Genomic DNA, 21,984 nt, shown 5'->3' on the forward strand with positions numbered 1-21,984 from the left:
ACCGATTTTTCGAGGTGATCGTTCATGTCTCTCTGCTATATCAACGGGACCTTCCTGCCGCTGGAGAAGGCATCCCTTCCTGTTTCCGATTACATCATCCTCAGGGGGGTGGGGGTCTTTGAATCCATCTGCACCTTTCACCGGCGGCCCATGATGCTGACCCCCCACCTGGAACGGCTCGTCCGGTCGGCGGAAAGCGCCTCCATAGCCCTCCCTCTTCCGGTGGATGACATCAAGGACCTCATCAGGGAGGGCATTTCCCGGATGAAGGAGGACTGCCTGGTCCGGCCCTATATCACCGGCGGGGACATCTTCCACGAGGGGGGCTTTCCGGCGTCGCGGCTCTTCATCCTTTTCGAGAAGGTGAGAAAACCCGCGCCCGAGGTGTACGACAAGGGGGTACTCCTGCTGCCCGTGGACGGCGGGAGACACATTCCGGGGGTCAAGAGCATCGACTACATGTTCTCCTATTCAGGGTACGGCAAGCGTCACGACGCCTACGAGATCCTCTACTGCCCCGACGGGGAGATCACCGAAGCGGCCCACAGCACGTTCTTCCTCTACAAGGGCGGGACGCTGATCACGGCTCCCCTGTCAAGGGTGCTGAAGGGGACCACGAGAGACATCATCCTGCAGCTGGCCAGGGAAAAGAGAATGAAGGTGGAGGAGCGATGCCCCCTGGTCTCGGAGATTCCGGAGGCCGACGAGGCATTCATCACCGGATCGGTGAAGGAAGTGGTGCCCGTGGTGCAGATCGGCGACCAGGTGGTGGGCACCGGTAAGCCGGGCCCGGTCACCAGGATGCTCCATCATACCTTCCTTGAGGAAATCATCCGCTGGCTGGAGTGAGCAGGTGAAGAAACACTGTCACGGCGAGGAGATCCGCGCTTCCGCCGGGACTGAGATTGTTCCGGGTGTAGAGGCCGTTCATTTTCCGGACGGCCTCTTTTCCTTTTTTCGACGACATGCCGCCCAGTTCCATGGCACGGGCCGCCCCTTCCCGGACGGTCCGCTCCCCTTCCCTGCCGCCCCGGGAAAGGATATTCGTGTCCTCCACCACGGTCATGAGGGCAAGCAGCCCGTCCACCATGGCGTCGTTCAGGGAAAGGCCTTTTGCCAGGGATGAACGGAGAGCGGGAAGACCGGTTCCAGTGACCGAGGGAAAGCCTTTCTCCGCCTCGCCCCGGATGCCGGTAACCCCTTCGCTCAGGTAGAACCGCTCCCCGGCAGTGAGACGGCGCCCTCCCCCGGTGCCCTTCAGGGAGGCGAAATCCCGCTCCGTGATGCCCCGGACGATGGCGCCTCCCCGGGAAGCGCATGCCTCCGGCGAAAGGGGGATTCCCTCAGAGGCGAGCATGCCCGCCGACGCACAGAGAACACCCAGGGAAAAAATCAGTCCCTTGTGGGTATTGATTCCTCCCGTGGCGGAGAACATCATCCGCTCCGCCCGAAGCCCTTCCTCCCGGAGGGAAGGGAGAAGTCCGGCGGGTTCGTTTCCCCTGAAGCGGGATCCCAGCCGGGCAAACAGCTCCCATTCCGGAGCCAGGGCCGCCGCGGACGCGAGGAAGGTGAAATAGTCCATGTCCCCGTGGGCTCCCCGGGACAGGGGATCCACGAGCCCCGGCTTGGGAGAGGCGGCCGTTTCGAACAGCACCGCCTTCCGGGCCGCTCCGGCTATGGAGGCGACGGGCCCTTCTCCAGGAACGCCGCCGGGTATTGAGAGAATCCGCTCAACAGAGGTCCGGATCTCCTCAGTGCCGTGGGTTCTGCCCGCGACGCATTCCGCAGCCCTGCGGCCGCAAACGAGGCACCGTCTCGGGGGCAGCCCCAGGCTTTCCCTCCCGATTTCCCCGCAGAGAGAGTCCATGACGTCGCCGTCGGCCAGGCAGCCCCTCGGGTGGTCCTCCTCGAACTCCACCGCGGCCCCCTTCACTGCCGAGGCGTCTCCCCGGACCGCGCAGAGCCCCTCGGGTCCGTCGGCCCGCACGGCAAAAGCCGGGGATTCCACGGCAAATCCCAGGCTGCCGAGATGAAACACCAGGTCCATGAAAAGCCCCTTCGCCTGCAGGTCGAACCCGCCCCCCAGCCGCAGGAAGGCAGGCATCCGGAGGGTGAAGGACAGGACGGACCAGCCCGACGGGAGCGATGCCGCCAGGGCCCGCCTCCGGTTCCAGCGATCCTCCCGGGCATCGAGGACGGAACTGTTCATGCCTTTCCGGCAGCCCTCTCGATGGCCGTCTCAAGCCGGGCCCGGAGAGTGCACTCCAGGGCTCCCCTGTCCTGAATTCTCACGGCGGCCCCCGCAAGGCCCGAGGAGGCGATCACTTCCTCCGCCACCGAGCGGATCCGCCCGCCGAACTGCCTGAACACGATGCTGTCCACGGAGAGGGTGTTTTCCTCCCCCTCCGCCGGGGTCACCGTCACCAGCACGTCGCTCGATTCGAGAGACCCGGCCGCCGCGTCCTTCACTGCCTTCATGATCCATTCTCCCTTCGGGGCCAGGAGGCCCGTATTCTGCCTAGTGCCGGGAACCGCTCGTCCGTATCCTCTCCAGGACGGGAGCGGCTTCTTCCGATTTCAGCCATTTCGCCGTCGTTTTCGGGACAAGGGCCGCCGCTTCCGCGAGCCGCCCTTCCCGGATAAGCTCCCTGACCCTGGATGCGCTCACCGGCCGGCCGGCCATTTCGAACCGGGGAATCTCCCGGACTTCCACCGGAGGACACTCCTCTCCCCCGGCCGGAAGAATCCGCTTCATAAGGTCATTATAAACGGACGTCACCGGACAGTAGGGTTCCGTCCCCACGTAGCGGACGGCTACTCCGAGGGCGGGTGCCACATGCAGCCGGAACATCTCCAGGTCAAGGGCGGCGTAGAGCTCGGTGATCTTCCGGGGGTCTCCGCCGGCCGGAACCCTGGTGAAATAGGACGGAAAGGTGGCGGAGGAGATGACATAGGGCCCTCCGGGCAGCACCGTCACGTTCGCCAGGTCCGCGGCTCCTTCCCGGACAAGGTGCAGCCGGACGTCGAAGGGAAAGAGGGACCGGTCTTCCTGGACCACGAGGACGTACAGCCACGGGCTCGCCCCCGCGGCGTGCTCGAGAAGCCGCCTGTGCCCCAGGGTGAAGGGGTTGCAGTTCACCACCACGGCCCCCGCCCCGGCAGGCTTGCCTTCGGCGATCTTCGCCATCCGCGCCTTCCAGCTTTCTATTCCCTCGGTCCCCCATTCCAGCAGGGAAGCTGCCAGGCCGGACCGTTCCGCCGCCTCGGCGAGGAGAGAGAAGCCCAGTTCCCGGAAAAGCCGGGCCTCCTGGGGTTTGGAGTAAAGGAAGACCTTCCTCATTCCCCGTTCCACGGCCTTTTTGAGCAGGGCCGACGTCACAGCCGCGGCAGCGCCTTCTCCCTCCATTTCCCTGGTAACGGCAATGCCCTGGAGAATGTTCCCCACCAGCGCTCCCGTGGCGACCAGCCGGTCGTCCAGAAAAAAGCCGAGGACCAGGTCCTCGCCTCCCGGCACCGCAAGATCCCGGGAGGCGAGCAGGGCGGCCCGTTCCTCCAGGTCTCTTTTCGTGTCAAGAATTCGTTCCTCAAGCCCGAACAGGACTTCCACCTCCTTTCCGGACAGCCTCCGCAGGCGGCCCGGCGTGCCTTTCGGCCGGACAGGCCTGCGGCCCGTCCTGAAAATATACAAAAAAATGAGAATCAAACCACTTTACACTTTGTCCTTCCGGGGCTATTATACGATATGGATGCTGGATGTTGGATCCAACTTTTATCGGAAAAGACAAAAATCTTTTTTCCGGAGGAACGAATATGCCCCTGCTGAAAAACGTTCCGGATCTCCGCACCAAACCCATGAGGGACATCATCTATGAACACCTCCGCAAGGCCATCGTCCGCGGCGAGCTCAAGGCTGACTCCACCTTCACCGACGGCGAGATCGCCGAGGAATTCGGCGTCAGCCGCACCCCCGTCCGGGAGGCCGTCCAGAAACTCGAGGCCGACGGCTACATCGAGCGGGTTCCCATGAAGGGAAACAGGGTCTGCGGCATCTCCCCCTACGAACTGGCCCACTCCATGGCCATCCGGAAGGCCCTGGAAACCCTGGCCGTCCGCTACGCCGCCCTCCGGATCACCGCCGATGAACTGCTCCGGCTGGAAGAACTCCTGACCCAGGCTGACAGCGTCTTTACCCAATACATCGGCGACGAGCTTCTCGAGCGTTTTTTCCCCATAGTGAAGAGCTTCAACCATACCGTCTTCGAGGCATGCAGATCCACCAGCCTCTCCGCCCTCATCTGGGCCCAGCGGGAGATTTTCGACCGCTACCGGGTCATGCGGGTCATTCTGCCCAACCGCATCCACAAAAGCCTCTCCCGCCGGAAGGACCTCTACGCCGCCCTGCGGGACGGCGACCCTGACCGGGCCTGTGCCGTCTGGACGGATCACCTGAACGAATCCTTCACCATCTGGAGGGATAAGTCGGGGTACGCAAAGGAACTGGAAGGATTCAGGTTTTTCTAGGGCTTTTCCCGCGCACGGCAGTGCGCGGAGACTCATCATCATATTTTAAAGGGGGAAACAGAGGAATGAAAAAGTTGTTCGCAGTTCTTATGCTCATCGCTGTGTTCGCGACCGCGGGGGCGGCTTCGGCGGAATGGAAGCCCTCCCGCACCATCGAACTCATCGCCCCGGCCAACCCCGGCGGAGGATGGGACATGCTCTGCCGTACTGTCCAGAAGGCGCTTGTAGACGAAAAACTCGTCGAGAAGAACGTCATCGTGGTCAACAAGCCTGGCGGCGGCGGCGCCACCGGATGGAACTACCTGAAGGGCAAGAAGGGGCAGGGCGAGTACCTCGCCGCAACATCCACTCTTCTCATGCTCAACAACCTCCTCGGCAAGAGTGAACTGACCCACCACGACTTCACTCCCCTGGCCGCCCTGCAGACCGAATGGATCTCCGTAGCCGTGGAGCAGGATTCTCCATGGAAGACCGTGAAGGACCTCTTCGAGGCCATCAAGACCAATCCCTCCGCAGTACCCGTGGGCGTTGGTCCCACCCTCGGCAACAATGACCACCTTGTCTTCCTCGAGCTCGCCCAGGCCAACGGCGTGGATCCCGCAAGCATCAAGTTCATCGTCTACCCCGGCGCCGGCGGCGAGATCGTCCCCGCACTCCTCGGCGGCCACGTGAAGGCCACGGTCATCGGCCTCGCCGAGGTTCTCGAGCAGCACAAGGCGGGCAAAATGAGGGTCATCGGCGTCAGCTCCGAGAAAACCCTTGCCGAGATCCTTCCCGGTGTTCCGAGCTTCAAGGAGCAGGGAGTGGACGTGGTATTCCCTCACTGGAGAGGCATCATCGGCGCACCGGACCTCACCGAGGACCAGGTGAAATACTGGGACGGCGTCTTCTCGAAGATGATGGAGACCGAGACCTGGAAAACCCTCGTCAAGAACCTCGGCTGGGACAGCTTCTACCAGAATTCCGCCGAGCACAAGGCCTTCCTCGAGGGGAGCACCAAGGATTTCGACGAACTCCTCACCCAGGTCGGCCTGAAGAAATAGCCGAACCGGACATTCCCGGCGGAAGGGGCGTTTCTCCGGCCTCTTCCGCCCCTTTTCGTTTGAAATCTCTGGAGACGGAGGGAGTTCAATGAACAAAAATTTCACCAGCGGCTTGATTTCCATCATCCTGGGAGCCATATATTTCTACACCGCCATGCAGTTTCCCGAGGTTCAGGCGGGGGACAACACGGGGCCGAAACTCTTCCCCTTGATCATCGGGGCCGTGGCAGTCATCGCCGGCATCCTGCTGTGTATTTCTGACAGGCGTTCCGGTAATGCGGAGCCCGCGGCATGGAATTTCGTTTCTGACCGTACCGTCTGGATAAAGATTTTCTTCACCATGGTCCTGGGAATAACCTATGGAGTCGTCCTCGATACCTGGGGCTACCTGCTCGCCACAACGGCCTTCATGTTCTTCGCGACCATGATGATCAATCGGGGGCGGTTCATCCAGAACGTCCTCATTGCCGTCCTGTTCCCCACGGTCACCTACGGAGCCTTCGCCATAGCCCTCCAATTGAGCCTGCCCCGGGGGATCATAGAAAACATGCTTCCCTTCTAGGAGGAAGAACATCATGGACGTCATTTTCGAAAATCTTTCCATAGGCTTCGCCACGGCCATAACGGCCACCAACATTCTGTGGGTCTTCATCGGCGGCCTGCTGGGCACCATCATGGGCATGCTGCCCGGCCTCGGGCCCGCCACGGGGGTGGCCATCCTCATTCCCATTACCTACGGGATGAACCCGTCCACAGCCCTCATCACCATGTGCGCTGTCTACTACGGCGCCATGTTCGGCGGCTCCAGGGCATCCATCATGATCAACACTCCCGGCGACGCGTCGGCCATCGTGTCGTGCTTCGACGGCTATCCCATGACCAAGAACGGTGAAGCGGGAGCGGCCCTGGCCATCTCCGCCATCGCGTCCTTCATCGGCGGCACCATCGGCATGGTCTTCCTCGTCTTCCTGACGGGTCCCATCGCCGCTGCGGCGCTGAAGTTCGGCCCTGCGGAAATGTTCTCCCTCATGCTCTTCGCCCTCGTGGCCACCATCACCCTGGCTGAAGGCAGCCTGCTCAAGGGCGTCATCGCCATGTGCATCGGCTTCATGCTTTCCACCATCGGCATCGACCCCCTCACGGGCATCATCCGCTTCACCTTCGGCGTGGAGGAACTGCAGGACGGCATCGATTTCCTCGTCGTGATGATCGGCGTCTACGCCATCTGCGAGGTTTTCAAGAACTACAAAAACCTCGACACCAAATACAGCCTCGACTCCCGCAGCATAGGCAAAGTCTGGGTGAGCTGGGCCCAGTTCAAAAAATGCATTATGCCCATGCTCCGCAGCTCTCCCCTCGGGTTCTTCGTGGGAGTGCTCCCGGGCATGGGAGCCAGCATCGCCACCTTCATGTCCTACGCCATGGAGAAGAACCTGAGCAAAACCCCCGAGAAGTTCGGCAAGGGAGCCATCGAGGGTCTTGCCGCCCCCGAGGCCGCCAACAATTCCTGCGCCGCCGGGGCCATGGTGCCTCTGCTGACCCTCGGCATTCCGGGATCGGGCACCACGGCGGTCATGCTCGGCGCCCTCATGATGCTCGGCGTCAGGCCGGGACCCATCCTCTTCTCCCAGTTCCCCGAGATCGCGTGGGGCGTCATCGCGTCCATACTGATCGGGAACATCATCCTCGTCATCATCAACCTCCCCCTGGCCATTCCGCTGGTACAGCTCCTCAAGATCCCCCAGAGGATCATGCTTCCCCTGATCCTCGGCATGGGCTTTATGGGGACCTATTTCCTGAACTACAGCTCCTTCGATTTCATTCTTGTCATGGCCTTCGCCCTCGGGGGGTACATCTTCTCCAAGCTGGAGATTCCCCTGCCGCCCCTGGTGCTGGCCCTGATCCTCGGAGGCACCACGGAACAGTCCTTCAGAAATTCCATGTCCCTCTCCGACGGTTCGCTGGCCATCTTCTTCCAGAAGCCCATCTCCGTGACCCTCATTGTCCTCGCCGCCGTGTCCCTGGTCTATTCGCTTCTGAAGAGGCGGAAGTACGCATCATGAACCGAATTGACGGCCGGCCCCGGCGGTCACTGCTCTACATCCCGGGGAACAACCCGGGCATGATCCAGAACTGCGCCATCTACGGCTCGGACGGAGTCCTCCTCGACCTGGAGGACTCCATCTCCATAACGGAGAAGGACGCCGCCCGGAAACTGGTGAAACATGCCCTGAGAACCCTGAATTTCGGCACCGTGGAACGGGTGGTGCGGATCAACGGCCGGGACACCCCCTTCTTTGAACGGGACCTCGGGGAGATCATCCCGGCCCGGCCGGACGCAGTCCGCATACCCAAGATCGACTCCCCTGACGACGTCAGGGCGGCGGACGACATCATCACCCGCCTTGAAGAAGAAAACGGCATGGAAAGGGGCTCCGTGAGGATCCATGCCATGCTTGAAACCGCCCGGGCCATCGTGAACGCATCCGCCATCGCGTCGTCGTCCCCCCGCATCCTGGGGCTCACCATCGGCGGCCAGGACCTGGCGGCCGACCTCGGAATCAAAATAACCAGGGAAGGCCTGGAGATGCTCTACGCCCGGAGCGCCGTTGTCCTGGCGGCGAAGGCTGCAGGCCTTCTTGCCTTCGACACTGTCTACACCGATATCGAGGATCTGGAGGGACTCCGCGAACAGGCCGCCATGAGCGTCGCCCTCGGCTTTTCCGGCAAGGCCGCCATCCACCCGTCCCAGATCGCCGTCATCCACGAGGCTTTCCGGCCCGACGAAAAGGACGTGCGGAAAGCGGAACGGATCGTCCGGGGGGCCCGGGAGGCGGAGGAACGGGGACTGGGAGTGGTGGCCGTGGACGGCCGCATGGTGGACGCCCCCGTGGTGGCCCAGGCGCAAAGGACCCTGGAACTCGCCCGCCTCGCGGGAATGGAGGTGGACGCCGAATGAAAATCGAAACAGTGAAGAACTCCATCGGCAGGGAGGTGCCTGTCCTCGTTCCCGGGCTCGGAGAATTCGCCCCCTTCGCGGGCCCCTATGCCCGGCTGGAAGGGGACTATGCATGGACGCCCCGGCTCTTCCCCAGGAAGGTGGCCGCCCCGTCCACGGACAAGGTCGCCGAAAGCCTCGAGGAGGCCATCCGCCGCTCGGGACTGGAGAGTGGCATGACCATCTCCTTCCATCATCACATGCGGAACGGCGACTCCCTGGTCTGCCGGGTCCTGTTTCTTCTTGAAAAGATGGGCATCCGGAACATCACCCTCGCCCCGAGCTCCCTGGGCGACTGCCACGACTGCGTGGCCGAGATGGTCCGGAAGGGCGTGGTCAGCCGGCTGAACACCTCGGGCGTAAGGGGCGAGGTGGGCAGGGCCATCTCCGGCGGAAAATTCGAAGTGCCTGTGATGATCCGGAGCCACGGAGGACGGGCCCGGGCCATCGAGGAGGGCAGCCTGCACATCCACGCGGCCTTTCTCGCCGCCCCGGCCTGCGACAGGCTCGGAAACTTCACCGGCTCCTCGGGAAAGACCGCCTGCGGCTCCATGGGCTACGCCATGGTGGACGCCAGGTACGCCGACCACGTCATCGCCGTCACCGACAATCTCGTGGAGTACCCCCTCGCGCCGAGGATCTCCGTGCCCCAGTACCTGGTGGACCAGGTGGCCGTGGTGGATTCCATCGGCGACCCGTCGAAGATAGCCACCGGCGCCACCCGGGTCACCCGGGACCCGGTGCAGCTCCGCATCGCAGAGCTGGCCTTCGGTCTCATCCGTGCATCGGGTATGCTGAAGAACGGCTGTTCCTTCCAGACGGGAGGCGGCGGGCCGAGCCTTGCCGTGGCCCGGTACGTTAGGGAGTACATGAAAGAGCGGTCAATCAGGGGAAGCTACTGCATCGGGGGCATCACGGGCTACATGGCCGACATGCTCCGGGAGGGCCTCTTCACCGCCCTCTTCGACGTGCAGAGTTTCGACGCCGCAGTGACCACATCCATGGCGGACAATCCGTACCACATGGAAGTGGACGTCTCCTGCTACGCCAACCCCTTCAACAAGGGATGCCTGGTGAACGACCTGGACGTGGTGGTGCTGGCGGCCCTGGACGTGGACGCCGACTTCAACGTGGACGTCCTCACGGGGCACGACGGCATACTCCGGGGGGCGTCGGGAGGGCACTCCGACACGGCGGCGGGGGCTAAGCTCTCCGTCATCACCATCCCCTCCATGCGGAACGGCGTACCGTCCATCCGGGAGCGGGTCCAGACTGTGGTCACCCCGGGAGAGACCGTGGACGCCATCGTCACCGAGCGGGGTATCGCAATCAATCCCCGGAGGGAGGACCTCCGGTCCGCCGCCCTGGACGCAGGCCTTCCGGTGAAGGATATCCGGCAGCTCAAGGCGGAGATCGAGAAGATCACGGGAATCCCCGACGAGGTGAAGTTCTCCGGTGAGATCGTGGGGCTCGTGGAATACCGGGACGGCACCATCATCGACACCATCCGGAAGGTTCTGTAAGCCCTCTGAAGCAAACGGGCCCGCCCAAACAACCGGGGCGGGCCCTGTTTTTTCATTCGTCACGGCACCGCCTTCACCATACCTCCGTCAGCGAGGATGGTCTGCCCGGTAATGTAGGTGTTCGCCTCTGAGCCCAGAAAGACGGCGAGCCTGCCGTACTCCGCCGGGTCGCCGTACCGCCCCAGGGGAATGCGGGAGAGGGCGGTCCTGCTCACGTCCTCCACGGGAAGGCCTTTCCGCTCGGCCAGCGCCCGGTCAAGCTGCCGGATCCGCTCTGTGTCGAACCGGCCCGGCCCGATGGCGTTCACCAGGATGCCGTAGGGGGCGAACTCCGCCGACAGGGTCTTGGTCAGACCAACGACTCCGAGACGGAAGGTGTTGGAGAGAATCAGGTTTTCCAGCACTTCCCTGACGGAGGAGGATGTGGAGTTGATGATCCTCCCCCATCCCTTCGCCTTCATCAGGGGCAGCACCTCACGGGTCGCCCGCACGCAGCTCAGCAGGGTCAGCTCAAAGGCCTTCACCCACGTCTCGTCGTCAAAGCTCTCGAAGGTGCCCGCAGGAGGCCCGCCGGCATTGTTCACCAGAACATCCACGGAACCGGTCTTCTCCGAGGCGAAAGCCACAAGCCGCTTCAGATCCCCGGGCCGGGTGACGTCGCACGGGAGATAGCGGGGACGCCTGCCGGAGATTTTTTCCAGGTCCGCCGCCGCGGCTGCGAGCTTTTCTTCTCCCCTGCCGGAAATCACCACGAGAGCACCCTCCTTCAGGAATTCTCCCGCCACCGCCTTGCCCAATCCCGACCCCGAGGCCAGGACAAGGACCGTTTTGTCTGTGAGTCCAAAATCCATGATCATCCCTCCTTCGGAATATCACAGCATTGAACCAATTATACCCCACCCCCTTTATTTATGTTAAATGCATTGCATGCCCTGCGGACTATTCCCAAATCACCGGGAATGCCGTACAATAAGGCACCACAGCGGAAAATCCTTTGAAAAACAGGAGGTATCCCATGAACAAACTTACCCTGCGAGCCCGTCTCTGGATCCTTGCGCTGGTTCCCGTCCTCGGCGTTATCGGGACGTCGGTTTTCTCCATGTACTCGGCAAACTCGGTCTATTCGGACCTCCTTGAACGGATCCACAAGGAAGCCTTCGTGGCCCAGAGCCTGGTCATCAACGGCGACCGGGATCTCTACCAGGCCCTGGTCGCCAAGCAGGCCCTCCTTGCCGGGGGTCCGGGGCCCGATTTCGAGAAAAATCTGAAGGATTTCCGGGAGAACGTGGTCCAGGTGAAGGACAGGCTCAACCGGGCGGAACAGATTCTTTCAGCCCACAGGAGCGGCTGGTCCGACTTCCGCCTCGAGGGGAAGCCGGAGTCCATATTCGACGAATTTACCGCCCTGAAGGCCGATTTCCCGCGATGGGAAACCGCATCGGAGAAACAGATCGAGGACGTCAGGACCGGAAAGACCGCACCGGGTGCCTCGGGCGAGATCGAGGACGCCCTGTTCAAGACAGTCCGGGGCAATATCAACGACATCGGCGAAATACTCGACCTCGGTGCGGAGGACAGTGCCGCGGACAACCGCTCCAGGATGGACAGGACGAACATGACCGTTTTCGCCGTGGTTCTGGCTGTGGCCCTGGCAGCCCTGGTCCTCGCCTTCACCACCATCCGGGCGATCCGCCGGGCCGTGGACCGCATTCTCTCCGCTTCGGAGGCCGGCAGGGAGGGGAATCTCACGGTCCGGACCTCCCTGGACGGCTCCGACGAGCTCGCGGCGGTGGGCGGAGCCCTCGACGGCATGCTCGACAGCCTCAGAAAAGTGGTGACGGACATCCAGCAGAAGTCGGCCGCGCTTTCGGCCCTCTCGGAAACCACGGCGGCTTCCTGCGAGGAAGTGACCAGCACCACCAACGAGGTGGCGGAGAGCAACTCCCGCCTTGCGGAAGAGGTGAACAGGGGCAGGACCGGCGCCGGGGAGGCGTCGAAAATGGTCCGGGAGATGAACTCCATCATCCTCTCCGCCAAGGAACTGGCGTCAAGCGCCGACCAGAACTCCCGCCAGATGGCGGCCGCGGCGGCCAGGGGCAAAGAGACGGTGGCCCAGTCCATCGGCCACATGGAAAACATCCGGAACGCCGTGGGCGAGACGGAAAAACTCATCACCGACCTCAACAACTACTCGGCCAGGATCGGCGTGGTGGGCACCACCATCACCTCCCTGGCCGACCAGACCAATCTTCTCGCCCTGAACGCCGCCATCGAGGCGGCCCGGGCAGGAGAGGCCGGACGGGGATTCGCCGTGGTGGCCGAGGAAGTCCGGAAGCTGGCGGAACAGTCCCAGCAGGGTGCCCGGGAAGTGGCGGAGCTTGTGGGCAAGATCCTGGAGGGGACGGAGTCGGCGGTAAAATCCATGGAGACGAGCCGGAAGGGCGTGGAAGAAGGTGTGTCCATCGCCCACGTGGCGGGAGAAGCCCTGGAGAAGATCATGGACGCCACGAAAAGCTCCGTGGAGGACATCCGGCGCATCATCGCCGCCACCGATAAGGAGGCGGAACAGTCCGGCCGCGTCATAGCCCTAATCGAGGACACGGCATCGGTCATGGGCAACGCCGACGAGCAGGTCCAGAACGTGGCCGCTTCCATGGAGGAAACCGCCGCCGCCATGGAGAGCGTGGCCACAGGGGCCACGGAGGTGAGCGCCACCGCGGAGGACCTGCGGAAGATCACGGAGCGCTTCATCGTCGACGGCACCCCGCCCCGGGGTCTCGCCCTCCGGTAAAAGTAAAAAGTCGGAAAAAAAGGGGCCTTCCGGCCCCTTTTTCTTTTTGCTCTGCCGCCCTCAGTCCAGCTCGGCGATGACGTCGATCTCGACAAGGATGTCGAGGAGGTCGCTTCCCACCGTCGTCCTCACGGGGAAGGGTTCGTTGAAGAACTCCCTGTAGACCTCGTTGAACGCCCTGAAATCTTTCGTGACCTCCTGGAGATGGGCCGTCACCTTCACCACGTGGTCCATGGAGGCTCCTGCGGCCTCCAGGATGGCCTGCACGTTCTTCAGGGTCTGCCGTGTCTGTTCGGCAACACCCTCGGGCTTCGTTCCCGTTTCGGCATTGAAGGGCCCCTGCCCCGACACGTATACCCGCTTTCCGCAGATGAGCCCCTGGGAATAGGGTCCCACCGGATTCGGCGCCTTGTCTGTCCGGACAACTTTTTTCATGTGTTCTTCCTCCTTTTCGATTATCTCCGTTGTTCCAGTGCACATCAGTCATACAGATGGCATGCGGCGAAGTGGCCCTCTTTTCGCTCCACAAGATCTGGCACTTCCCGGCTGCAGCGGTCCATCACCCTGAAACACCTGGGATGGAACGGGCATCCCTGCGGAGGGTTGAGGGGGCTCGGCACGTCCCCCTTCAATATGATCCTCTCGCTCTTTTTCCCCGGCTCCGGGACAGGCGCGGCGGAAAGCAGGGCCTGGGTATAGGGATGCAGGGGGGAGGAGAAAAGAACATCCGTCCGGGCCGTCTCGACAATGCGCCCGAGGTACATGACGGCCACTCTGTCGCTGATGTGTTTCACCACGCTGAGATCATGGGCTATGAACAGGTAGGTCAGGGACAGTTTTTCCCGCAGTTCCGCCAGGAGGTTGATGACCTGGGCCTGAATCGAGACATCCAGGGCCGACACAGGCTCGTCGGCCACCACCAGGGACGGGTGGAGAACAAGGGCTCTGGCGATGCCGATGCGCTGCCGCTGGCCTCCGCTGAACTCGAAAGCGTATCGGTTCAGAACTGACGAATCCAGCCCCACCTCTTCCAGGATCTGAACGACCCTGTCATCCCGCTCCGCCCGTGATGAGGCGAGACCATGGGCTGCCAGCGGCTCCCCCACGATGGCGGAGACGGTCATCCGGGGGTCGAGGGACGCGAAGGGGTCCTGGAACACCATCTGGAAATTCCGTCTCGCCCGGCGAAGCTCCTCGCCTCCGAGGGCCAGCAGGTTCTTCTCCCGGAACAGCACCTCCCCGGAGGTTACCGGCAGGAGCCGCAGCACCGCCCGTCCGGTGGTGGACTTGCCGCAGCCCGACTCGCCCACGAGGCCCAGGGTCTCCCCTTTGTCCAGGTGGAAGGAAACTCCGTCCACCGCCTTCACATGGGCCGTAACGCGCTGCAGAAGCCCCGACCGCACGGGAAAATGCTTCTTCAGGTTTCTGACGTCAAGCAGGCGGTCCGTCATTTCGCTCCCCCTCCTTCCATCGGGGCCCGAAGTTCATGCCAGCGCCTGCACCGCACAAAGTGTCCGGGTCCGGCCTCGTGCAGGGGAGGTTCCGCGGCGCCGCAGAGGTCTTCGGCATAGACGCAGCGGTTCCTGAACTTGCACCCGGAGGGCAGCGTTTCAAGGGAAGGGACCATTCCGGGGATTGCCCTCAGGTGTTTCACCCTTCCCTCCATCCTGGGTATGGAATCCAGCAGGCCCCTCGTGTAGGGGTGCAGGGGGGTGCGGAACAGCTCTTCGGTGGAGGCGTGCTCCAGGATTCTGCCGGCGTACATCACGGCCACTCTCTGGGCTGACTCCGCCACTATTCCCAGGTTATGGGTGATGAGGAGCACCGACATGGTGCGCTCTTTTTTCAGGCCTTCCATCAGGTCCAGTATCTGGGCCTGGATGGTCACGTCGAGGGCCGTGGTGGGCTCGTCGGCGATGAGCAGCTCCGGATCAAGGGAGAGGGCCATGGCGATCATCACCCGCTGCCGCATCCCTCCGCTCAGAAGATGAGGGTAGGAGTCCACCCGTTTTTCCGGCCCCGGAATGCCCACTTTCGCCAGCATTTCGACGGCCCTGTCCCGGGCTTCCCTTCGTGACATGGCTCCGTGGGCCAGGATACCCTCCACTATCTGGTCTCCCACCGTGTAGACGGGGTTCAGGGACGTCATGGGTTCCTGGAAGATCATGGAGATGTCCTTTCCCCGGATGTTCATCATCTCTTCGTTGCTCAGCTCCGCCAGGTTTCTGCCCTTGAACGTTATGCCGCCGCCGCAGATCTTTCCGTGGGGACGGGGCACAAGGCCCATCACCGCCAGGGACGTCATGGATTTGCCGCTCCCCGACTCCCCCACCAGTCCGAGGGTTTCTCCCCTCGCTATGGAGAGGCTCACTCCGTCCACCGGAAAAATGTGCCCTGAAGCCGAAGGAAAGCTGACCCTGAGATCCCGTATTTCAAGGAGGGGTGTATTTGTTTTCGGCAGCATGGCTCACACCCCCTCGATGTCCCGGCGGAAGTGCGGGTCAAGCCGGTCGCGGAGGACATCTCCCACAAGGTTGAAGGAAAGGACGGTCAGGACGATGCAGGCTCCCGGGAAAATAAGGAGCCACGGCGCCCTCGTGAGGTACATCCTGCCCTCGCTCAGCATGTTGCCCCAGCTCGGGATGGACGGCGGAATGCCGAGACCGAGAAAGTCCAGGGCCGCCATGTCCAGGAGGGAAAAGGCGAAGGTGAACGTGGCCTGGACGATGAGGGGGGACATCATGTTGGGCAGAATATGCTTCAGGATGATCCATTTCTGCTTCACTCCCGAAGCAATGGCGGCTTCGATGTACGGCTCCTCCCGGAGCTTCAGGGTCAGGCCGTAGACGATCCGGGTTGTCCGGGTGAGATAGGTGGCCCCCACGGCAATGATCACATTCCCCATGCCCCGCCCGAGGATGGAGACGAGCACCAGGGCGAGGAGCAGCGGAGGAAAGGCCATGAGGACATCGATTAGGCGCATGAGGTACGGCTCGATCCTTCTGAAGTACCCGGACGACACGCCGATGAGCACGCCGATGGAAAGTGAAAAAAGGATGACCCCCGCGGATCCTGTGAGGCTCGTCCGTGCTCCGAACACCACCCGGCTGAAAATGTCCCTGCCGAAATTGTCGGTCCCGAAATAGTAGGTCCCGTCAGGGGAGCGGAGCTTGTCCACGGTGTTCATCTCCTGGGGATCGAAGGTGGCGAGATACGGGGCGAGCAGGGCCGAAACGACCAGCACCCCTATGATGAGGAGCCCGGCGAGAGCAATTTTTCTCCTGTAAAAGGCCGAAAGAAATTTCATGGTCCGCCCCTCCTAGCTGTACCGGATCCGCGGATCCAGAAGGGCAAAGGACAGGTCCACCAGGAGATTGATCACCATGTACAGAAAAGCTATGATGAGAATGATTCCCTGGATGGTGGGATAGTCCCTTCTCAGAACCGATTCCACCACGAGCCGCCCGATCCCCGGAAGGGAGAAGACCGTTTCGGTCACCACGGTTCCCGCCATGAGGGCCACGAAAGTAAACCCAAGGGCGGATACCACGGAGATGAGCGAATTCCGGAAGATGTGCCGTATATTGACGGCTCCCTCGGACAATCCCTTTGCCCGGGCGGTCTTCACGTAATCTGCCTTGGCCACGTCAAGCATGCTCGACCGTGTCAGGCGGATGATGAGGGCCGAATTGGGAGCGGCCAGGGTGATGCAGGGGAGAACGAGATAGCGGAGGTTCGACCATTCCCCTGATTCCAGAATGGAAGGAAACCCCGAGGTGGGAAGCCACCGCAGCATCACCGAGAAAAGGAGCATCAGGTTCAGCCCGAGCCAGAAGGTGGGCACCGATGCGAAAAACATGGAAAGGCCTGAAAAAAGCTGGTCGAGCCGGCTGTTGTACCGGACGGCCGAAAGGATTCCTATGGGGACCCCCACGAGAACGATGAGCATCATGGAAAAAACGGCAATGAGAACGCTTGTTTCAGCGCGGTCGAGGATGACGTGGAGCACCGGCTGGTGAAAAAATATGGATGTCCCGAAATCTCCCCTCACCACTCCCGAGAGCCAGCGGCCGTACTGCACGTATAAAGGACGGTCGAGGCCCATGGCTTCCCGGAGACCCTGGACCTGTTCCGGCGTCGCCTGGTCTCCCAGCATGATCTGGGCGGGGTCTCCAGGAATCAGGTGAATAAATGAAAATACGATGATCGAGGCGAGAAGGAGAGACGGAATCATGCTCCCGATCCGCCTGGCTATATATGAAAACACGGAGGCTCCCCCCTTTCGTCGGATGCTGAGGGGGAGGGAACTGTCCCTCCCCCTGTTTTCAGGCTACTTCCCAAACGAAACGCCCCAGAATTTGGGCCAGATGAGGGACGACGCGGAGAGTCCCTGAACCTTCGGGCTGTAGATGTCGTAGGTAAAGTGATCTCCCGTCTTCATCACGGGTACTTCTTCGTAGACAAGTGCCTGGATCTTGTCCCATACTGCCTTGCGCTTTGCCGCGTCCAGGGTACCGGCGAATTCGGCGGCAAGGGCCCTCTTCGTTTCCGTGATCCACCACCCTGGGTAGGACTCGCTCATAAATGTATATAGGATGGGATCTGGAACAAAACCGTGGTGGGTGAAGAAAATATCCCACTGTGCCGGGTCGCCGCGCTTGGAGATGAGGGTCGCCCAGTCATAGATCTGGTGGTCGATGTTGAAGCCTGCCGCCTGGAGCTGCTTCACGATCACGAGAGTGCTGTCGTAATGAAACTTGTATGACGTGGACGCCATGAGGGTAATCTTCTCGCCGTTGTACCCCGCCTCTTTCGCGAGTTTTTTTGCGAGTTCGGGATTGTTGGCGCTGAACCTGTCGAGCCCGGCCTTCGAATACCAGAGAGTGCTCTCGGGCATAAAGGAGCCGGAAGCTTTCCACAGTTCCGCAGGACCGATGGCCGACTGGAGCACCGGCTCCATGTTCACGGCAGCCTGGAGGGCCTGGCGGAGCTTGGAATTAACCTTCAGCACTCCCTCTCTCGAGTTGAAGAACATCATCCCCTGGTTTGCGCCCTGGTTGACGGTGGTGACCACCGAAGGATCTTCTTTCAGGGAGTCGAAGAGGTCGCCCAGGATCTGCTCGGCATAATCGTAATCTCCAGCCTTGACGCCGTTGACCCGCGTTCCCACGTCGGGGACGGGAATGAAGCGGATTTCGTCAAAGAGGGCTTCCCGCTTGCCGGCATAACCGTCGGCGGCCTCTGTCCTGGCGGTATATTCTTCGTTGCGGACCAGCTTGATGTAGCGCCCCGGGTTCCTCTCGGCAAATTTGTAGGGCCCCGTGCCGATGTACTGCTCGGGGGTGATCGGCGTTTTCTCGGCGCCGGACGCCACATCCTTCGGGTAGATCACGGGACCGCCGTTCATGAAGGCCAGGAGGTTCTTCCACGGAGCGAAGGGAGCCTTGAAGGTAAGGGTCACTTCGTACTTGCCCGTGGCTTCCACCTTTTCCAGGTTGCTGAAGAGCACGGGACCGCGGGCGCCGAACTTGCCCCAGCGCTCCATGGAGGCGAGCACGTCTTCCGCATCCAGCTCCTTGCCGTTATGGAACTTCACGCCTTCGCGGAGCGTAAGAACAGCTGTTTTTCCATCGTCCTTCATTTCTTCGGATTTCACCAGGAGCGGAACGGGACTGTACTTGGAATCGAAAGTATAGAGCCCCTCGAAAATATGCTGGGCGATCATGGTGGTCAGGTCGGAAGTCACCACGTGCTGGTCGAGGGTGGGAGGCTCGTCGATGACGGCGACACGGAGGACCCCGCCCTTTTCCGCAGCGAATGCCGCTCCGGCGGCGATGACAAGGAAACACAGGCTCCACAACAGGATAGTTCTCATCCGATTCATATCAATCACTCCTTTTCAGATCTCTCAATCGAATTGCGCCCCAAATACTTTCAACATCCCTTTTGCCCGTACCACCCCCTCCCCCGCTGCCGGAAAAAACTCAACGCTCCGGAGGAATGAAAAACTCGCCTTCCCGTATCCCTTCCCCAAAGGGGATCTCGCCGAATTCCGTCCCGTCCCGGGCGTTGAGGTCCCAGACCACTTCCCCTCCGAGGATCGTCATTTCGCACTCGAGCCTCCGGTCAGACCGAAGGCGCCCCCCGACGGAATCCTTGAAGCCGAAGGTCCCCTCCCTAAGATTCCAGAGCGTCACGTCCCCCGGAGCCCCGGGCGAAAGATGCCCCAGCTCCGGATGGCCGATCATGCGGGCCGGGACAGCGGAGGAGCGGGCGATAACCTCGCCGAGGGGCATCCCCATGGCGAGACACTTGGACATGGTGGTGGGCATGTCCATCATGGCAGCGTTCATGCTCTGGACGTGAAGGTCCGAGGAGATGGAATCGGGGTAGAATCCCTGGGCAAAGGCCGGCACGGCGTTCCGGAAGAGGAAGCTCCCCCCGCCGTGGCCCAGGTCGAACAGGACTCCTCTTTCCCGGGCTTCGAAGAGGTACGGGAACACTTTCCCATTCCCGTCCACCACGGGGACGGGCCCCCTGTAGCAGTGGGTGCTGATGTCGCCCTTCCTGAGCTTTTCCGACACAAGCCGCCAGTAGGGACGCTCCTTCATAAAATAGCCGAAATCCACCATCACCGGCAGGCCCGACAGCTCCCCTGCCTCCACGGCCCGGTCCACGGACTCCCACCCCGGGTGCCAGTAATGGGCGCTTTTGATGCCCACAATGACATCCCGGTGTTTCTCCGCCTTTGCCGCCGTCGTCTTCGGATCGAAGTCGGGGGCGTGCTGTTCGATGATGTCGCTCACCATCCCGAAGCTGGCGATATTCAGGAAGGAGAACACCCGGGTCTTCGCCCGGTCGATCACCGATACCCGAAACAGGTCGAAGTTCCGCCATCCTGCGCTTCCGGCGTCCACCATGGTGGTCACTCCGCTCCGGAAGCTGAACCCGTCGGGAAACACACTGTACTCGCCCGCCCAGGCGTTGGGGTTTCCCGGCGTGGCAAACAGGTGGCTGTGGATATCGACAATCCCCGGTGTGACTATCAGCCCCTCTGCGTCGATCACCTTCGATGCGCCGCACCACGGAAGGGCCTTTCCTCTCCCGGCGACCCTGCCGCCGGACAGGGCGAGATCGCAGACCTCGTCCACTCCGTTCGCGGGATCAATAACCCTGCCGCCCCTGATGATCACGCTCCCCTCGGGGGGAAGAAAAAAATCCTTTTCGGGAACCTGCTGCTCCGCTCTCATGGCTGTTCATTTCCCTCCTTTGTTCAGGAAAAGGGCCTCTATCTCCTTCATCCGCTCAACAATGGAATCCAGCTCAGCGTCCCTCAGGGTTATGGGGTTCACGAACACCGACTCCCCGTCGGCGGCCATGGTAAATATGGACGGGTCCCCCTCCCGAAGCAGCCGGAGTATCTCTTCCGAACATCCCGGGACGGCGAAGCGGAAGGCCATCTGGGGAAAGGGCTGGCCCGCCTCGTTCGGATAGAGCCGCTCCACAGTAACCATGGAACTGCCGGCAAAGGCTTTCATCGCCGCCGCGATGCGGTCCTCGGCCCACTGGACGCGGGACTCCCCGTCCATGGAGACGTACTGTTCCACGGCTGCCAGAAGACCAACGATCTCCTCTCTGCCTACCTTGAACATCCGCCCCACACCGTAGGTGGGGAAGGCTGTTTTTTCAACCCACGAGAAGAAATCCTTTGTGCCCACCATGAGGCCGCTCGCCTGGGGTCCCCTCAGGTCCTTGCCGCCGCTGAAAATGCAGGCGTCCGCTCCCTGGCCGGTGATCCTCCAGAGGTTTTCCGCCGGGGGCACCTGGGCCGCAGCGTCCACGATCACGGGAATCCCGTGCCGGGAGGCGACCCGGATGGTGGCTTCGAGGGAGAGGGCTCCCTTCGCCACCCACCCTCCCGGGGGCATGAAGAAATAGAACACCGCCGCCGTATTGTCCGTGATGGCGTATTCCAGGTCGTCTTCCGTGGTGGGAAGAATCATGTTGGGGAATCCGATCTCCGTCATGCGGCAGTTCAGAAGGCGGAGGGACCAGTCGTAGGGGTTGCGGTGGGCGCGATGGACGATGATTTCGCTTTTTGATATCTGTTCCGGGGAAAGGGAAGGGAAAGGGCGGCCCCATTTCCGGGCTATGGCCGAAGCTCCCGCGATGTGCAGGGCCGCGGCCGCGCCGTTCGTGACAAAAGCTGCCTCGTTTCTCGTGATGGAGGCAAGACGTTCATGGACTTTCCGCTGCAGCTCCTTTATCACCACGTGGCTTCTCGCCGCCGACGCCATGGCCGAGAGCGTCTCCTCGCTCATGCGGGAGCCCCCCACCATGGTGTAGGTGCCCGCCGCGTTGATAACCGTACGAACTCCGAGTTCCCTGTAAATGTCACGGGTCACTTCGCATCGCCGCCTTATTTTGAAGGTTGAATTTCTGAATGGATCTCGTCAAGATAGGAGTACAGCGTAAACTTGGAAATATCGAGAAACTGGCAGATCCGGTTTCCCGACTTGGTGATGAGGAATGCGCCCTTCTGGTCGAGGTATTTCACCACCCTGATCCTGTCGTCCCTGGTCATGTAGGAAACCGGCTTGCCCACCTCCTCCATGGCTTTTTGCAGCAGGGCGTCCAGAAGCTGGTTCACGTCGTTGACGAAGAATTCCTCTTCCTTTTCCCCCTCGCCGCTGGAAATGAGGGAACGGATGGTCTTGTCGGCAACCATGAGGTTCGAGACGTCGAAGTTGATGCACAGGCACCCGATGACCTTTCCTTCGTCGTCGCGGACATAAACGGACGATGAACGGAGTACCCTCCCGTCCCGGGTGTTGGTAAAATAACCGTACTTGTCTCCGTTGCGCACGGTACCGCGGAGGACTTCCAGGCCGAGGTTGCTTCCGCAGTCTCCCACGCGCCGGTCTGTGACGTGGCCGTTCTCGATCATGACCACAGTGCTTTCGTAGCTTTCGGTGAGATCATGGAGCACCACTTCGCAGTTCGTTCCGAAGATGGCGGTGAGTCCTTTCATGAGGGACTCGAAAAAAGCGAATTCTTCCTGGACTCGTTTCAAAAGGAACTCCTCCAAAAAAATATTTAGTTTGTCTG

General features: G+C 61.6%; 21 protein-coding genes. 8 read left to right on the forward strand and 13 right to left on the reverse strand.

What is annotated here, in order from left to right; genetic code table 11:
• The first annotated feature begins 24 nt into the window (after positions 1–24).
• A complete protein-coding gene (locus C8D99_RS06125) occupies positions 25–849 on the forward strand; it encodes an aminotransferase class IV (protein ID WP_133957247.1) in 825 nt (274 codons plus the stop codon).
• On the opposite strand, the gene C8D99_RS06130 is transcribed toward C8D99_RS06125, so the two are convergent.
• The 3 genes from C8D99_RS06130 to citC are packed head-to-tail and all read right to left on the reverse strand — an operon-like array spanning position 830 to position 3,688.
• A complete protein-coding gene (locus C8D99_RS06130) occupies positions 830–2,209 on the reverse strand; it encodes a triphosphoribosyl-dephospho-CoA synthase (RefSeq protein ID WP_133957248.1) in 1,380 nt (459 codons plus the stop codon). The two genes, C8D99_RS06125 and C8D99_RS06130, sit on opposite strands and share 20 nt — an antisense overlap.
• Positions 2,206–2,478, reverse strand: a complete 273-nt coding sequence (citD, locus tag C8D99_RS06135) for a citrate lyase acyl carrier protein (protein WP_133957249.1) — start codon at positions 2,476–2,478, stop codon at positions 2,206–2,208. The genes C8D99_RS06130 and citD overlap by 4 nt, the downstream gene beginning before the upstream one ends.
• Before the next feature lie 40 nt (positions 2,479–2,518).
• Positions 2,519–3,688 carry a [citrate (pro-3S)-lyase] ligase gene (citC, locus tag C8D99_RS06140; RefSeq protein ID WP_208321105.1) on the reverse strand — a complete coding sequence of 390 codons (1,170 nt, stop codon included), beginning with the start codon at positions 3,686–3,688 and terminating at the stop codon, positions 2,519–2,521.
• A 122-nt stretch (positions 3,689–3,810) separates the two neighbouring features.
• Between citC and C8D99_RS06145 the strand changes: the two genes are divergently transcribed.
• The 6 genes from C8D99_RS06145 to citF all read left to right on the forward strand — a co-directional run bounded on the left by C8D99_RS06145 (position 3,811) and on the right by citF (position 10,085).
• Positions 3,811–4,521 (forward strand): GntR family transcriptional regulator, encoded by a 711-nt coding sequence (locus C8D99_RS06145; RefSeq protein ID WP_166670041.1) that lies wholly within the window; start codon positions 3,811–3,813, stop codon positions 4,519–4,521.
• A 65-nt stretch (positions 4,522–4,586) separates the two neighbouring features.
• Complete coding sequence (locus C8D99_RS06150) at positions 4,587–5,564, forward strand: tripartite tricarboxylate transporter substrate binding protein (RefSeq protein WP_133957252.1); 978 nt, start codon at positions 4,587–4,589, stop codon at positions 5,562–5,564.
• Positions 5,565–5,652: 88 nt separating this feature from the next.
• A complete protein-coding gene (locus tag C8D99_RS06155) occupies positions 5,653–6,126 on the forward strand; it encodes a tripartite tricarboxylate transporter TctB family protein (protein WP_133957253.1) in 474 nt (157 codons plus the stop codon).
• Between the two features lie 13 nt (positions 6,127–6,139).
• Entirely contained in the window at positions 6,140–7,627 is a 1,488-nt protein-coding gene (locus tag C8D99_RS06160; protein ID WP_133957254.1) for a tripartite tricarboxylate transporter permease, read from the forward strand.
• Positions 7,624–8,523, forward strand: coding sequence for an HpcH/HpaI aldolase/citrate lyase family protein (locus C8D99_RS06165; protein WP_133957255.1), 900 nt, complete (start codon positions 7,624–7,626; stop codon positions 8,521–8,523). Before C8D99_RS06160 ends, C8D99_RS06165 begins: the two co-directional genes overlap by 4 nt.
• On the forward strand, positions 8,520–10,085 hold the full coding sequence (gene citF / locus C8D99_RS06170; protein ID WP_166670042.1) for a citrate lyase subunit alpha: 1,566 nt from the start codon (positions 8,520–8,522) through the stop codon (positions 10,083–10,085). Before C8D99_RS06165 ends, citF begins: the two co-directional genes overlap by 4 nt.
• Before the next feature lie 59 nt (positions 10,086–10,144).
• Here the strand turns inward: citF and C8D99_RS06175 are convergent, their stop codons facing one another.
• On the reverse strand, positions 10,145–10,936 hold the full coding sequence (locus C8D99_RS06175) for an SDR family oxidoreductase (protein WP_133957256.1): 792 nt from the start codon (positions 10,934–10,936) through the stop codon (positions 10,145–10,147).
• Positions 10,937–11,100: 164 nt separating this feature from the next.
• On the opposite strand from C8D99_RS06175, the gene C8D99_RS06180 reads away from it, so the two are divergent.
• Positions 11,101–12,876 (forward strand): methyl-accepting chemotaxis protein, encoded by a 1,776-nt coding sequence (locus C8D99_RS06180; protein ID WP_133957257.1) that lies wholly within the window; start codon positions 11,101–11,103, stop codon positions 12,874–12,876.
• 60 nt (positions 12,877–12,936) lie between these two features.
• On the opposite strand, the gene C8D99_RS06185 is transcribed toward C8D99_RS06180, so the two are convergent.
• The 9 genes from C8D99_RS06185 to C8D99_RS06225 form a co-directional block, all read right to left on the reverse strand.
• Positions 12,937–13,311, reverse strand: a complete 375-nt coding sequence (locus tag C8D99_RS06185; protein ID WP_166670043.1) for a RidA family protein — start codon at positions 13,309–13,311, stop codon at positions 12,937–12,939.
• Positions 13,312–13,355: 44 nt separating this feature from the next.
• Entirely contained in the window at positions 13,356–14,327 is a 972-nt protein-coding gene (locus C8D99_RS06190) for an ABC transporter ATP-binding protein (RefSeq protein WP_133957259.1), read from the reverse strand.
• A complete protein-coding gene (locus C8D99_RS06195) occupies positions 14,324–15,340 on the reverse strand; it encodes an ABC transporter ATP-binding protein (RefSeq protein ID WP_133957260.1) in 1,017 nt (338 codons plus the stop codon). The genes C8D99_RS06190 and C8D99_RS06195 overlap by 4 nt, the downstream gene beginning before the upstream one ends.
• Positions 15,341–15,343: 3 nt before the next feature.
• Positions 15,344–16,183, reverse strand: a complete 840-nt coding sequence (locus C8D99_RS06200; RefSeq protein WP_133957261.1) for an ABC transporter permease — start codon at positions 16,181–16,183, stop codon at positions 15,344–15,346.
• Positions 16,184–16,195: 12 nt separating this feature from the next.
• A complete protein-coding gene (locus C8D99_RS06205) occupies positions 16,196–17,143 on the reverse strand; it encodes an ABC transporter permease (RefSeq protein ID WP_133957262.1) in 948 nt (315 codons plus the stop codon).
• A gap of 63 nt (positions 17,144–17,206) precedes the next feature.
• On the reverse strand, positions 17,207–18,760 hold the full coding sequence (locus C8D99_RS06210) for an ABC transporter substrate-binding protein (protein ID WP_208321106.1): 1,554 nt from the start codon (positions 18,758–18,760) through the stop codon (positions 17,207–17,209).
• 100 nt (positions 18,761–18,860) lie between these two features.
• Positions 18,861–20,126: an amidohydrolase/deacetylase family metallohydrolase gene (locus C8D99_RS06215; RefSeq protein WP_133957263.1), complete on the reverse strand. Its 1,266-nt coding sequence runs from the start codon at positions 20,124–20,126 to the stop codon at positions 18,861–18,863.
• 6 nt (positions 20,127–20,132) lie between these two features.
• Positions 20,133–21,281: a hypothetical protein gene (locus C8D99_RS06220; protein ID WP_133957264.1), complete on the reverse strand. Its 1,149-nt coding sequence runs from the start codon at positions 21,279–21,281 to the stop codon at positions 20,133–20,135.
• A gap of 14 nt (positions 21,282–21,295) precedes the next feature.
• On the reverse strand, positions 21,296–21,949 hold the full coding sequence (locus tag C8D99_RS06225; RefSeq protein WP_133957265.1) for a helix-turn-helix transcriptional regulator: 654 nt from the start codon (positions 21,947–21,949) through the stop codon (positions 21,296–21,298).
• Between the last annotated feature and the right edge of the window lie 35 nt (positions 21,950–21,984).

This window comes from Aminivibrio pyruvatiphilus (assembly GCF_004366815.1).
GTDB classification, from domain to species: Bacteria; Synergistota; Synergistia; order Synergistales; family Aminobacteriaceae; genus Aminivibrio; species Aminivibrio pyruvatiphilus.

What these genes read in the sequence shown, in the direction of transcription:
- C8D99_RS06210 (WP_208321106.1), bottom strand. Translation starts at nt 18,760, where the DNA reads ATGAATCGGATGAGAACTATCCTGTTGTGGAGCCTGTGTTTCCTTGTC.
- C8D99_RS06195 (WP_133957260.1), bottom strand. Translation starts at nt 15,340, where the DNA reads ATGCTGCCGAAAACAAATACACCCCTCCTTGAAATACGGGATCTCAGG.
- C8D99_RS06215 (WP_133957263.1), bottom strand. Translation starts at nt 20,126, where the DNA reads ATGAGAGCGGAGCAGCAGGTTCCCGAAAAGGATTTTTTTCTTCCCCCC.
- citF (WP_166670042.1), top strand. Translation starts at nt 8,520, where the DNA reads ATGAAAATCGAAACAGTGAAGAACTCCATCGGCAGGGAGGTGCCTGTC.
- C8D99_RS06190 (WP_133957259.1), bottom strand. Translation starts at nt 14,327, where the DNA reads ATGACGGACCGCCTGCTTGACGTCAGAAACCTGAAGAAGCATTTTCCC.
- C8D99_RS06160 (WP_133957254.1), top strand. Translation starts at nt 6,140, where the DNA reads ATGGACGTCATTTTCGAAAATCTTTCCATAGGCTTCGCCACGGCCATA.
- C8D99_RS06155 (WP_133957253.1), top strand. Translation starts at nt 5,653, where the DNA reads ATGAACAAAAATTTCACCAGCGGCTTGATTTCCATCATCCTGGGAGCC.
- C8D99_RS06180 (WP_133957257.1), top strand. Translation starts at nt 11,101, where the DNA reads ATGAACAAACTTACCCTGCGAGCCCGTCTCTGGATCCTTGCGCTGGTT.
- citD (WP_133957249.1), bottom strand. Translation starts at nt 2,478, where the DNA reads ATGAAGGCAGTGAAGGACGCGGCGGCCGGGTCTCTCGAATCGAGCGAC.
- C8D99_RS06165 (WP_133957255.1), top strand. Translation starts at nt 7,624, where the DNA reads ATGAACCGAATTGACGGCCGGCCCCGGCGGTCACTGCTCTACATCCCG.
- C8D99_RS06125 (WP_133957247.1), top strand. Translation starts at nt 25, where the DNA reads ATGTCTCTCTGCTATATCAACGGGACCTTCCTGCCGCTGGAGAAGGCA.
- C8D99_RS06185 (WP_166670043.1), bottom strand. Translation starts at nt 13,311, where the DNA reads ATGAAAAAAGTTGTCCGGACAGACAAGGCGCCGAATCCGGTGGGACCC.
- C8D99_RS06130 (WP_133957248.1), bottom strand. Translation starts at nt 2,209, where the DNA reads ATGAACAGTTCCGTCCTCGATGCCCGGGAGGATCGCTGGAACCGGAGG.
- C8D99_RS06175 (WP_133957256.1), bottom strand. Translation starts at nt 10,936, where the DNA reads ATGGATTTTGGACTCACAGACAAAACGGTCCTTGTCCTGGCCTCGGGG.
- C8D99_RS06150 (WP_133957252.1), top strand. Translation starts at nt 4,587, where the DNA reads ATGAAAAAGTTGTTCGCAGTTCTTATGCTCATCGCTGTGTTCGCGACC.
- C8D99_RS06145 (WP_166670041.1), top strand. Translation starts at nt 3,811, where the DNA reads ATGCCCCTGCTGAAAAACGTTCCGGATCTCCGCACCAAACCCATGAGG.
- C8D99_RS06200 (WP_133957261.1), bottom strand. Translation starts at nt 16,183, where the DNA reads ATGAAATTTCTTTCGGCCTTTTACAGGAGAAAAATTGCTCTCGCCGGG.